Here is an 11,848-nt window from a genome sequence, read left to right as displayed (position 1 = left end):
GTTCACCTACTCTTCAAACTTCGAATAATCTTCTTTTGGCATGTCCAGCCCAATTTCATTGCTCATGACCCGGTCGAGGTGTTCCCAGAAAATCGGGTCTTTTTTGGCATCCGCTCTCAGGGTATTAACCTCGTCGTATACGGCAGCGAGGCGGGCTGCTCCAAATCCAAAGCGGCGATTTAGTGCAAAAAACGCAAGTTTCATGCACCGGCGCAGAATTTCATCTTCTTTCACATCAATGTACGACTGGACTACTTTTTTACTTACTCCCGGCATCAACTGCTGTGGGGGAATTCTGGCTTTCACTTTTTCGCCTCCCCGAAAAACTCTCCAAAACGCCGCAGATACTCTTCCGCAGTGAACTCTTGGCTTTCATTTTTGCGGCGCTCCTCTAGGTAAAATTGATCTATCGACGACATACTCGAGTGATTCATAAAATCTAAAAATAAAACCGCTCCGTTAAATTTCACACGCCATGGATTTACATCTTCTTTTGTGAGGTACTGATGCTTAAAAAACAATTTCATGTTTTTCCACATATCCCATGGTATGGTATAAAATCTTCCTTCAATCCCAAATACCACAAGTGCCAGAGCGTCCATTTGCTCATGACTTTCAAGTATTTCCATCTGCTGCGTGGTGAGGGCACTTCGCTTGATTCGGTCTGCCGTGGTATATTTTGTCTCGAAAATGATAGAGCGCCCACCGATAATGGTCCCTTGAAAGTCAGGCTGTGCAAGGGCGGTAAAGCGACCGGTAAAGATTCCGTCTGGGTTCTTTTTCATCACCCGGAACGGTTCCGGTGTTTTGTCAATCACCGCGCGGCCGTCCCGCTGGTAAATCTGGCAACCCTTTTTCACAGCATCCTCAAATATATGACCCTGCGCATTGTTTCGCATCCCGCGAATCTGGTTGATAGGCGATTTTGATTGATTCATAGCGTTTCCTTTCCGCTCCCGGGCAAGGCCGCAAAGCTCATATGTTCATAGGCTTCCAAATCATATGTGGGAGCTGCGGAGGATCCGGAAACAACCTTGTTTGCAGGTCCCCGGCTGCCGCCTTTGTTTTGCTCCTTGGCCAGCCATGAGGTAATAAATCTCAGGATTCCGCTGCCGGTCTTGCGCTTTGATGGATTTGCGGTACACCAGCCTTTCATGTTGCGCAGCTCCTGCTCGACATTTACGGCCGGATACAGCGCCGCCCACTCCCGCACCTGCTCCGGGTAAACCGGATACTCCGATTTATCGTTGAGCGTCAGGTAGATAAAAGGTGGTCCCGTATATTCCGCGAGGACAGAAACCGCTCCGCCTGCAGGTAATTTCGGTTTGCTCCGCTTTTTCCGCCTCCATGGCATGTCCGACCGGAGCGAAAAGCGACCGTCACCTGCAATATCAAAAAATCCGTACTGCCTGATTACCGTTTCAATTTTAGCTGCAGTCGTGTTGTATTCTCTGGCCAGCGCCGGAATCAACTCCAACCTGCAACTTTCCGGGTGCTGCTGTGCCGTATCATCCAGCATGAGGAGGATTCCGTAGCCCTCCGGCCCCAACTGGTCAATCAGCAACATGATTCTCGGGTCATTTCCCATTTTGCGTCCCTCCCAGGTCTATTCTTTTTTCTTCTGCGCCTTGCGCGGCGGCCGATCGGATAGCTTCACCATGCTATAAAACTGGTACGGGTATCCGGTCACTTTGCTGATCCCGTTTACCGTTTTATCCTTCTCTATGTAGTAGCCCCATGCGGCACGTGGTTCTTTTAGCCACTTGCTGCGGGGAACTACTTCGTTTTCCGGTTCCGGAATGATAAGATTCCGCGAAGGAGAGTATCTTTTTTTATAAGACATTTCCCCCCTTCGGAATGTTTTGCTGGTGCGCTTGATGATATAGGACGCCAGCTCCACATATTGGCCTGAATTATCCAGCGGAAAAAACTTGATGCGTCCCCATGGCCATAAGTCGGATAATATTCGCGGGTCAATGTAATTGCAGACCACATGAAAATGGATTTTCTTTTGCCCCCGGCTGCCGCGCTCCACGGCAAACACGTACTTGAATTCTTTCCCTTTTTTTCGATATGCGTTTTGCACACAGCGAATAAAATTTCGGAATAATCTTCTTGCTTCCTCCGGCCCCGGATTGAAGTTTCCACTGAATCCCGGAATCATGTGGAAATCTCCCCCCTTAAAATTTGCATTTATGATCCATCGGAGTTTTCGCGCTGCGTTATCCTCATTGATCTTTTCCATTTCTTCCGGGGTCGGCTTCCGATTCTCCGCCCGGGGGATTCCTTTGATGTGGTACCGGGCTGAATACTTCTTTCTGATCTCGATCACCCGGCCGGTCTTTACCCGTTCGATCAGATAAGGCATATTTCCTCCATCTGGTCGTAAATCTAATACTTTTATCAAGCCTGATCGCGGCCCACACGGCCGCATTGCGCTTGACTTTTTTAGCCCCACATGATAAAATAAATTAAAGAATTTTTGTCCGTGCAGGGCAGGATGATGGCAGCGTTTCCGGCGCTTCCATCATCCTTTTTTTATCCTGTTTTCAAGGTGCATCAGATTCCGACCTCGTTTTAAAATCGTCCTCGATCATTTTAAGTACATCGCCGCGAAACAGCATCAACTCAAACGCTGTACGCTGTATGTCTGACATAGGGTGGTGCGGGTCTATGCCGTACCTTTGGCAAAATCGGTGCTTAAGCATTGCAATCACCGGGTGCTGAACATTGACCATGTAATAAATACAGGTCGTTGCCCGGTCGGGCTTGTCCGTAGTCTCAAATACTTTCGCCGCAAGCTCGGCGATCTCTTTCGGCAATTCCGCCGCCTGCATAGTCTCTGACACGAATATCATTCCTTTTCTTCGGCGTTTTCCCGATCACCTTGCGGGTGCAGCCCTTCCCGGGTGGGCAGCCGCGCGGGATCTCAGTCAAATAGATAAAATCGCAGCTGGTATCGGATCCGGTTTTGCCCTGATACATACAACCGCTACACTCTTTTCGATTCACGTGCCGCCGCTCCCTTATTGATTAATTCTTGCATCTTTTGAAACGCCTCTTTTGTCTGGCTCTCAAAACAACGCTGGCGGATGTACAGCGCCAGAAGGACAAGCGCCAATGCCGCGAACGCTGCGGCCAAAGCTAAAATAATCGCTTCTTGGTTCATGCCTTTCCCCTCCCTGCATGAAGATAATCAAGCGGATTTTTACCGGCATCCGCGGCCGCAGCTGTAAGAGCCTCTTTCAACTCGCCCACACTCCATGTATCCGGCTGGTACTTCTGCAGGACGATCTTTCCACCATCCACAAAGATTTCAAGCGGGGTTCCGTACTCGACGCCCATGGTTTTGCAAAGTTCTTTCGGTATTACGATGCGACCAAATTTGTCAACAGGCCGTATCATTCCAGTGGATTTCATAGGTTAACTCCTATCTCAGGTAACCGCTACCTGTCAAAATATGCGGGGTTATTAATGCCCTCGGCAACACACCTGTGTTCAAGGTCTAAGTATTCGTCCTTGGTTATCGCTCCCAATTGCCGCGCCATACAGATTTTGCCGTGTACCTTGTGCAGCGGGCGCTCGGGTAAGACGGATGTTTTGGCCATCTCAATTTCTTTGAGCAGACTGGTGTAGAGGTTATTCATTGTCAGGTTCCTCCTTTGACGCTGCGAGCTGTAATGGCGTATCCAGTAGTTTTAGCACAACGCCCTGTTCCTGCGCCGTCGATAGCAAAAACCGTTTTGCAGCATCGTAATCTGCCTGCAATCTGGCCACCTTGTTTTGATACATCCGTTCCTGCTCCTGATACAGCGCCTGATTTGCCCGCAGGCCAAACATAAAATCATCGTATCCGGTCAGCATGGCGCGGCTTTCGGCCACAAGCTGCTTTTCTGCGTCCAGACGCAAGCCTTTCAGCTTGCCGTAAACCGCCGAGCAGAGTCCACTATATCGGTACCTGACAACATCCCACGCTACATCCGGGAAAACATTGGCAAGCGCCCTTGAATTGTCAAAAAAATCATTTCGATCAAATTCCTGCAGCTCTGCCTCGAACGCTTCCGCAGCGGCCTTATATTGGCTGGTCATGCCACCAAGGACATTTTCGACAAACAGCTTTTTGAACCCAATCCGCTTTGCGAGGTCGTCATTGCACAGGATTTGATACATCCACTCGTTTGCGTCCTCGTCAGAGAGCTGCCAAACTGCCACGTCCATTAGCCACATCGTATCGCCGTAATCGGTTATCTTCTCCCACCGCTCAACGAGTTTGCTGCCATTGTCGGTGTAGTAGTAATCCTGCCCCTCCCAGCTGACATCCGAAAACATATCAGACAGGATGCCTATTTCTTCTCCGCTTTCCATCTGGCGTAGAGCATCGTAAATGTCCGCCGCCGAGTGATACTTTGGTGTGCCATTGTCAAATGGATCTCCGTCAAACATGATCGTTTTCACTCTCCTTCCCGCCCCGAACGGGGCTTGTCCTAAATTTTACCGCCCAGTGCCGCCCGCACCGGGTGCAGGCGGCCGGCATTACGAAACTTTCTGCCGCTCGATGTATCCCAGCAGATCGTCTTTATTCACAGCCCATTTACGCGCCCCGTTTTTAAAAGCGGGGAACTTCCCCTGCTTGGCATCTTTTTGAAGCCGATCGTATGATTTATTAAGGATGATGCAGGCAGTTTGCAAATCCATCACGATAGGAACCTGATTCCAATTGGTAAACGTTCGGGTTCGCATGGTACGACCTCCTTTCTGCCCTGCGGTGACGGGGCTTTTTTATGCGGTTTTATGTGTGGCGGCACTCAGTGCCCGCATGGCTTCAATGCCTTTGATAAAGCACAGAGTGCGCTCCCAATCTTCTGCAGGCAGTTTTTTCAAGGTCTCAATGATCTCAACTGCGTCGGTCTTGACTTTTTTCATTTCGTCCATGGTAATTCTCCTTTCCGCTCCGCTCCTGTGGGGCTTTTTACTTGCCTTTCCCTCCCCGGTGCTGTAAAATATTGGTATATTATGGAGAAAAAGGGATGATCGTGTGCAATATTTTATATTTATATTTGCTCTGCTTGCCTTGTTTGCTGGATTTGCTTTGATGGACAAACTCCAAAATCGAAATCTGCCCGCCAATGAAGTACCACCGAAATCTAACCCGTTGCCATCCTCCAAGCCACCTACCATACCGGATTATGTTGTGGTCGACGTTGAAACCACTGGCTTAAATCCTAACTTCGATGATATTATTGAAATAGCTGGAATAAAGTTTGTTGATGGACTCGAAGTAGAGCGTTTTCACAGTTTGGTAAATCCAAGAACATCATTGCCGTCAAAAATCATTGATCTAACTGGCATTACTGATAAAATATTGGAAAATGCACCCTACGTGGAAAATGTTCTTCCGGATTTTCTGAATTTCTTAGGAGAAAATTATCTAGTAGGACATAACGCCAAATTTGATACGGATTTTATTGAGAGCAGCGCACTTCGATACATGGCAAAAACTTTAGACATTGCTTACATTGATACATTAAAACTCTGCCGTAGGATTTTCCCCAATTATCAAAACTACAAATTATCGACAGTCGCTAACAACTTAAAAATCAGGGAAAAATCGGAGCATCGGGCTATGGCAGATGCAATAGTAACCGCAAAGGTATTTGATTACCTTCAACAGAACTTTGATTTGGGTATCAATGATGCTCCACCAATAAACATTCAGTCCCCTACGATTTCACAAAACCAACCGAAAGAAACGTCCTTTACGTTCCATCTTGTAAATACTAGAAGCAAAGAAATTCAAGCAAATATAGCGGGGTGCAGCGTTGGAGATACTGTCCTTTATCACTTTGACCAGCAGATGGGAAAATGCATTGCTTTAGTCGGTAACAAAAAAATAGGTTGCTTTAACGCTGGTATCAGCCCTCTACTACAAGATCATCCGGATTCTTCCGCTGAAATCTTATCTTTAGAAAAAGACGATTCTGGAAAAATGGCAGTTAGCGTCCGGATAACTATTCCATATTAGTTCCTATGCCCTTTACTGCTTGGCTTTTTTCTCACCTTAACTTCACTTACAGCAAATCAGCTAATGTTCACCTCGATGTTCACTACAACATCGGGGTGTTCTTTTTTCAATTCCCTGCGAATTTCAGAAATCTCTTTAATCGCATTTTTTACTTCATCCATCGTTTTCCCTTGCAATTTGAAATTGATCTGCATTCTCGCTCCCTCCTTTCTGTGATTTCCTTGTGCTTTAATCACATTTTAAACGTTAATTTCGTGCTTGTCAATCATTTTTAAAAATTATTTTGTGATTGACACACAAAAACGATAATGGTATGATATTCGTAAATGAAAGCAGGTGATATAATGGAGATATTTGAAAGAATTAAATATTTAAGAAAAGAAATCCTTAATCTAACTCAAGAAGACTTCTCTTCTCAAATCAAAATCAGCCGCTCCAATCTTGGGAGTATTGAAACGGGACGTATTGGCGTTACAGACCGTGTTATTTCCGATATTTGCGATTCTTTTCACATAAGCCCTGATTGGCTCCGGAACGGCATCGGAGAAATGTTTAAAGAATCAGATGATTCTGTTTTAGCCGAACTTACCCGAGAATATAATCTCGATGGTATTCAGCGCCTGGTAATTGAAAGCGTTTTGCAGATGAATGATATGGAACGCCAAGTTCTGAAAAAATTCGTCCATGGCTTGGTAGATAAAGCGCTGGATGATAAAAACTACGAAGAATTCCGCTCCGACTATATAAAAGAAAATGCCGCCCCGGCGGCAGCACGGGACGGCAATATATCTGGTATAGCGGAGGCGGCAGCCTTATATGACGCGTCCGACGACGAGGACAAGGACGAAAACTAAATGCAAAACTATCTGCGGGATGCCGCATGGCAATTTATTTTAGATCAAGGCATTAAAACTCTGCCGGCCAACTCTCACCAACTGATAAATCAAAACGGCTGGAAGCTCTACACTTATGCACAGTTTGCCGAACGGATCGGCCGGACGATTGCAAATGTGATTGACCGATTCAGCCCGGAAGCTTTTGTGTTTTGGAGTCAAAAGGAAAATACCTTTGTTATTTGCTATAACACCGAGTTCCCGGCGCCGGTGATCCGGTGGACCCTGATGCACGAAATCGCGCATATTGTGCTTGGCCATATCTCCAGCGAGGTTCCGAGCCTGACCCGTGTCCGCTCCGAACAACGATCTATGTTTGAGGTGGAGGCACAGGGATTCGCCCGGAGGGTGCTTTGCCCCTCTATTGTATTGCATGATTGCAATGTAACTGAGCCTTATGAGATCATGCACCTCTGCGGGATCTCGCATGAGGCGGCCGTCTATCGCAGTCAATATATTAAAGAGTTGGAGCTACGCGACAGGTGGCGAACCCACCCGCTCGAAATTGCTGTTGAAAACCAGTTTCGAATTTTTATTATGCGTTTTTTAATCAAAAAGCAGTACGAGGAAGCTGCTATTGAATTCCCGGCATAAATAAAAAAGCCGCCCCGGTTGCACCCGGAACGGCTCACCATCAACCAAGGGCTGACGGTAACTTTGACGCATATTTATTATACCGTTTCAGCCCTCCAAAATCAACAGGAGGGCCATAATTATGCCTAAAAAAACAAATGCAAAGCGCGACGATGGGCGCATTGCCGTGCAGGTTTATCTTGGCCAGATAGACGGCAAACGGAAATACAAAACCGTCTACGGCAGCACACAAAAAGAAGCCGATGAAAAAGCCCTGCAAATAAAGTTGTCCATGAAGAAAGGGATCGACGTTACCGCCGACCGCGATACTTTTGGAAAATGGGCCGATCGGTTTTTGCTCACAAAAAAAGGAGTGTCGCACGGCCAATATGTAAATTACGAGGGCTGCATAAAGCGTCTGAAAGAAGTATGCGGGGATGTACAGATTTCTAAGCTGCGGGCGCAGGATTTTCAGGATTATCTTTTTTCCCTGGCAGAAGAGAATCCTTTTACCGGCAGGACAACAGCCAAACGAACATTAAAATTTGTGCGTTCTACCGCAAGCCAGATCATGCAGCTCGCAATTAACAATAGAGTGATTGATTACAACCCATTGGTTGCAGTAGAAATCCCATCCGACGCTCCGCAGGAACACCGCAGAGCGCTGACCGATGAAGAGCAACAATGGATTATAAATACCCCTCACCGGGCAAGGCGTGCAGCTGTGATAATGATGTATTCCGGCTTGCGCCGTGGGGAACTGTTGGCGCTTACTTGGTCAGACATTGATTTAATCGCAAAGACAATCAGGATAAACAAGAGTGTTGAAAGAGTAAAGAACGGCCACTTCGAAGTCAAGAATATGACGAAAACAGAAGCTGGTATGCGTACAATTGATATTCCCCAGCGGCTTACAGACTATCTGTCCGAAGAGAAGGCAAAAGACTTTCCTCCGGGGACGGCAGCAATCAACAAACTTGTATTTGCGAATGTACGTGGAAAGCTTATGAGCGACAACGGCTGGCGCTCCCTATGGAAAAGCTACATGACTGCACTTAATAATAAATACGGACAAAGGACTTTTGCGGACAAAGAAAAAATGAAGAAACCCGGCAGGCGCAAATTTGACATGACGATTCCGCCAATCACCGCCCACTGGCTGCGGCATACGTTCGCAACGTTGCTGTATCTCGCCGGCGTGGACGTACTGACAGCAAAAGACCAGCTTGGCCATGCAGATATTAAAACGACCCTTGCAATCTATACGCACCTTGACAAAGTTTATAAGCGCAAGTCAATGGCTAAACTGGACAATTATTTAGACTCATGCAAGTCAGATGCAAGTCAAGCGTAATTTGAAACCCGCATGGCTCTAAGGCTCACGGCAGTTTTTGTTGTAGCTTCCCAAGCTGACCGTGTGGGTTCGATTCCCATCATCCGCTCCAAGTAAAACCAGCCGCTTTGGCTGGTTTTTTCATATGCTGGGGAATCAAACCCGGGAAAAAGCCGCAAAAGGGAAGCAAACTTTTTAATAGCAAGCGAAAAAACGCCTTTGCCGCGGAACGCGTGTTTCGACCGCTACACCCGATTCCCATCATCCGCTCCAAGTAAAAAGCAGCCGCTTTAGATGGGGCGGCATAGGTAAGTTCCTACTTCTTTAGGATTTGCACAGGATATTTCGTATCCTGTGCCTTTTCCATTGTTACGGCATCAGAGCGATAAAGTTATAGTAAATATCAATCTGCTGTGTGGCATCCTTGCCACGATAAACACTGCGCTCATAGATTTCAATACGCTCAATGAATTCACGGAGGATTTCGGGTGTCAGCTCTTTGATGTCAGTGTATTTCTCTACAATTTTGAGGAATCGTTCTACATTGACGGCTTTTCTGTGTGGCTTTCAATTTCCTTCACCAGCTGTTCCATTCTGACAGTTAGGATATGCTGTTCGTTTTAGCATACGCTCCTGTTCGTATTTCTGGCGCTCGGCATCCGGGTCATAGGGATTTACAAGATTTTCAACAGACTGAGCATGGTCATTCCAGACAGCTGCGCTTTATTCTGAATGCGGTCATAGTCCGCTGTGCTCATGCGCATGGCAAACATTTTGTCTTTTTTCATAGCATACCTCCTGAATTTCTTTTCGTTCCTGTCCCCTCGGAGAGTAGGGGGATACCATAAGGGGGACTGGTCCCCCTTATGAGGCGCACCGTGAGCGAAGCGAGCTTTGTTGCTTCCGTAGAAGCAGCGTGCGCCACTCGGGGGCTTGGGGGCAGCGCCCCCGACCAGCTGTCAATACAAACAATATGCTGGCCTACCCTAAAGGGTAGTGAGCGTACCCCCAGCCCCGCAAACGCTCCCTTGCTTTTCCGCCCCTCTTGGGTTACAATAGGAGCAACCAATTTTTGAAACCGCTACGGTTTCACGAGCCGTCATTCCATTGCCGTGGAGTGGCGGTTTTTTGCTATTTGAAAGTCATGGACATCATCTCCCTTCGCAACGACTAAACTATAAAATATATAATATTTAGTTTTTAATTATATAGTAACAAAGCCTTGCAATCCTATCGAGACTAATGTATAATAATTTTAATATTAAGTCGTTGAATGGGGTGACAAAGGATGCGCTACACATACAAGGTTTGGGTTGCAGATGGCAACGAGCATTTTGAATATGGAAATGAACAGAAAAAGAAAAAAGACCTGCCCTTCGGGACAAGTCTGATGGAGCTGCTTTATTTGGACGTTTGGGCATATGGCGAGTTGTTTGACGGGATGGGCAAAGCTATTATGGAGCTGTATTCCTCTAAGGAACAGCGGTATGTGGATGAGGTACTTACTGCATTGGACACGATAGCCTCCCATCACATTTACTTTGAACTGCTTCGTCTGGAATGGCGGGACAGGCTGGAACAGGCAAAACGGCATAATTATGAGAATGTGCTTGATCTGCTGCCCCGCAAGGAGTTGACACACATTCCATCAAATATCCACACGATGCAGGAGCAGATTAAAACACTCTTTGCCCATGTGCTGGATTTGGATACCAGCCCCAAGGAGCCGGTGCAGAAAAAGATGGTGCGGTATTATAACTATCGTGGAAGTGACCAGCTGAACACCTTTCAGTTTCAGCCTCAGCCCATGAGCTTTGAGGTTATTGACCGCAAAACCTTTACCGAGGTGCTGTATCCGAAAAATATCTATGACATGATTGACTACTTTGTGCGAGAATTTGTGAAGCGGGAACAGCCTGTGCGCATCTGCAAAAACTGCAGGAAGTATTTTGCCCTCTCCGGGCGTTCGGATGCGGAATACTGCAACCGTACCATTGACGAGAAGGGGCGCACCTGTAGGGATGTAGGGTCAATCAAGGCTTGGACGGAAAAGCGCAAGAATGATGATATATTCAAGGTCTACCGCCGGGAGTACAAAAAGCGCTTTGGCTGGATTAAGGCTGGGAAGATTGAGCAGGATGCTTTCTACGCGTGGAGTGAAAAGGCCAGAGAAGAAAAAGCCAAGTGTGATGCTGGGGAGATTTCCTTTCAGGTATTTCAGGACTGGCTTAAGAATTCATAACGCTCACTGCATACTTCAAAATATGGTATATTGAATTTGAGCTTTTTCTTTTACCATAAGGACGCAGAATATAATCTTGTACAAATATATGCATTAGAGGTATTTATGAAAAAAATAAATTTTCAATTTCATGCAAGATATTGTGAAATCACTCAGTTTCTTCAAAGTGTAATTGAGGAAAATGCTATAAAAGTATATGGAGTAAACTTATTTCCTTATTGCCGAGAGGATATATTAAAACACATTTATATTCATCATAGCGAGATGGAGAGGTATAAATTTATTATATTAAGTAGGCAGAATATAGAAATTGGTGCAAGCGAGCAATATAACCAGTTTATATCAGAGTCTCGTCGAAACTTATTTATTACTATTGGCGAAGATAATGGTACAGAACTATTTGATTCAGCAATGGGGGTAATAAGTGATGATGTAATTGATAAATTATGGATTAAAATAATTAATCAGTTTAAGAAACCCTTATTAAAGGGAGCCTTTGTAACATCACCAAACGGATTAAGTCAATATTATCCTAATCACAGGTACAGCCAAGGAGCAAAGCGAGCATACGACAATGCTGTTATAATCCGAGCAAGAGCTGGATGGAATCATTTTGAGTTAAGATAATTCGCACTGTCCTTTATTATGGATACAGGCTGTACTAGCTTTATTTAGGATACTATTTTTTATAAGGAGTCCTGCTAACAAAAGTCAAGCCCCAAATTCAAGAAAATTCAGTGTAGAAAAAAGAGTATAACAAAAAGGCGGCCACAATATGCGCCCAC

The 11,848-nt window shown here is 46.0% G+C and carries 18 protein-coding genes and 1 pseudogene; 6 read left to right on the top strand and 13 right to left on the bottom strand.

The genetic code is table 11. The features are described from left to right. Positions 1-6: 6 nt before the first annotated feature. From G340_RS0112935 to G340_RS18025, 11 genes are all read right to left on the bottom strand, one after another. Positions 7-306: a hypothetical protein gene (locus tag G340_RS0112935; protein WP_020074074.1), complete on the bottom strand. Its 300-nt coding sequence runs from the start codon at positions 304-306 to the stop codon at positions 7-9. Next, positions 303-938 (bottom strand): Holliday junction resolvase RecU, encoded by a 636-nt coding sequence (locus G340_RS16810; protein WP_020074073.1) that lies wholly within the window; start codon positions 936-938, stop codon positions 303-305. Before G340_RS16810 ends, G340_RS0112935 begins: the two co-directional genes overlap by 4 nt. Beyond that, complete coding sequence (locus G340_RS17280; RefSeq protein WP_020074072.1) at positions 935-1,588, bottom strand: DUF4373 domain-containing protein; 654 nt, start codon at positions 1,586-1,588, stop codon at positions 935-937. The genes G340_RS16810 and G340_RS17280 overlap by 4 nt, the downstream gene beginning before the upstream one ends. Positions 1,589-1,606: 18 nt before the next feature. Further along, positions 1,607-2,245, bottom strand: coding sequence for a rolling circle replication-associated protein (locus G340_RS0112920; protein WP_154653213.1), 639 nt, complete (start codon positions 2,243-2,245; stop codon positions 1,607-1,609). A 304-nt stretch (positions 2,246-2,549) separates the two neighbouring features. Then, positions 2,550-2,837, bottom strand: a complete 288-nt coding sequence (locus G340_RS0112915) for a hypothetical protein (protein ID WP_154653212.1) — start codon at positions 2,835-2,837, stop codon at positions 2,550-2,552. A gap of 155 nt (positions 2,838-2,992) precedes the next feature. Next, complete coding sequence (locus G340_RS18030; protein ID WP_020074069.1) at positions 2,993-3,169, bottom strand: hypothetical protein; 177 nt, start codon at positions 3,167-3,169, stop codon at positions 2,993-2,995. Beyond that, positions 3,166-3,420, bottom strand: a complete 255-nt coding sequence (locus tag G340_RS16800) for an AbrB/MazE/SpoVT family DNA-binding domain-containing protein (protein ID WP_020074068.1) — start codon at positions 3,418-3,420, stop codon at positions 3,166-3,168. Before G340_RS16800 ends, G340_RS18030 begins: the two co-directional genes overlap by 4 nt. A 26-nt stretch (positions 3,421-3,446) precedes the next feature. After that, a complete protein-coding gene (locus G340_RS0112900; RefSeq protein ID WP_020074067.1) occupies positions 3,447-3,647 on the bottom strand; it encodes a hypothetical protein in 201 nt (66 codons plus the stop codon). Next, complete coding sequence (locus tag G340_RS0112895; protein WP_326522406.1) at positions 3,640-4,455, bottom strand: hypothetical protein; 816 nt, start codon at positions 4,453-4,455, stop codon at positions 3,640-3,642. The genes G340_RS0112900 and G340_RS0112895 overlap by 8 nt, the downstream gene beginning before the upstream one ends. 78 nt (positions 4,456-4,533) lie before the next feature. Further along, positions 4,534-4,740 (bottom strand): helix-turn-helix domain-containing protein, encoded by a 207-nt coding sequence (locus tag G340_RS0112890; protein WP_020074065.1) that lies wholly within the window; start codon positions 4,738-4,740, stop codon positions 4,534-4,536. 39 nt (positions 4,741-4,779) lie between these two features. After that, on the bottom strand, positions 4,780-4,932 hold the full coding sequence (locus G340_RS18025; protein ID WP_020074064.1) for a hypothetical protein: 153 nt from the start codon (positions 4,930-4,932) through the stop codon (positions 4,780-4,782). A 103-nt stretch (positions 4,933-5,035) separates the two neighbouring features. Between G340_RS18025 and G340_RS17275 the strand changes: the two genes are divergently transcribed. Next, on the top strand, positions 5,036-6,022 hold the full coding sequence (locus G340_RS17275) for a 3'-5' exonuclease (RefSeq protein WP_020074063.1): 987 nt from the start codon (positions 5,036-5,038) through the stop codon (positions 6,020-6,022). A 56-nt stretch (positions 6,023-6,078) separates the two neighbouring features. Here G340_RS17275 and G340_RS18020 read toward each other — a convergent pair whose 3' ends face one another. After that, positions 6,079-6,216 carry a hypothetical protein gene (locus G340_RS18020; RefSeq protein WP_020074062.1) on the bottom strand — a complete coding sequence of 46 codons (138 nt, stop codon included), beginning with the start codon at positions 6,214-6,216 and terminating at the stop codon, positions 6,079-6,081. Positions 6,217-6,348: 132 nt separating this feature from the next. On the opposite strand from G340_RS18020, the gene G340_RS16790 reads away from it, so the two are divergent. From G340_RS16790 to G340_RS0112860, 3 genes are all read left to right on the top strand, one after another. Then, a complete protein-coding gene (locus G340_RS16790) occupies positions 6,349-6,876 on the top strand; it encodes a helix-turn-helix domain-containing protein (RefSeq protein ID WP_326522405.1) in 528 nt (175 codons plus the stop codon). Next, positions 6,877-7,509 (top strand): ImmA/IrrE family metallo-endopeptidase, encoded by a 633-nt coding sequence (locus G340_RS0112865; protein WP_020074060.1) that lies wholly within the window; start codon positions 6,877-6,879, stop codon positions 7,507-7,509. Between the two features lie 121 nt (positions 7,510-7,630). Then, entirely contained in the window at positions 7,631-8,842 is a 1,212-nt protein-coding gene (locus G340_RS0112860) for a tyrosine-type recombinase/integrase (protein ID WP_020074059.1), read from the top strand. Positions 8,843-9,190: 348 nt separating this feature from the next. Here G340_RS0112860 and G340_RS18595 read toward each other — a convergent pair. Continuing rightward, a pseudogene (locus tag G340_RS18595) lies at positions 9,191-9,367 on the bottom strand (DUF4368 domain-containing protein); the annotation flags it as partial. A gap of 742 nt (positions 9,368-10,109) precedes the next feature. Between G340_RS18595 and G340_RS0112850 the strand changes: the two are divergent. Both G340_RS0112850 and G340_RS0112845 read left to right on the top strand, forming a co-directional pair. Further along, positions 10,110-11,063 (top strand): DUF6076 domain-containing protein, encoded by a 954-nt coding sequence (locus tag G340_RS0112850; protein ID WP_020074057.1) that lies wholly within the window; start codon positions 10,110-10,112, stop codon positions 11,061-11,063. A 105-nt stretch (positions 11,064-11,168) separates the two neighbouring features. After that, positions 11,169-11,690 carry a hypothetical protein gene (locus tag G340_RS0112845; RefSeq protein ID WP_020074056.1) on the top strand — a complete coding sequence of 174 codons (522 nt, stop codon included), beginning with the start codon at positions 11,169-11,171 and terminating at the stop codon, positions 11,688-11,690. The last annotated feature ends 158 nt before the right edge of the window (positions 11,691-11,848 follow it).

It is taken from the genome of Faecalispora sporosphaeroides DSM 1294 (assembly GCA_000383295.1).
Lineage (GTDB): Bacteria > Bacillota > Clostridia > Oscillospirales > Acutalibacteraceae > Faecalispora > Faecalispora sporosphaeroides.
Note: the sequence above shows the minus strand (reverse complement) of the source record. Positions and strands in the feature narration are given on the sequence as shown.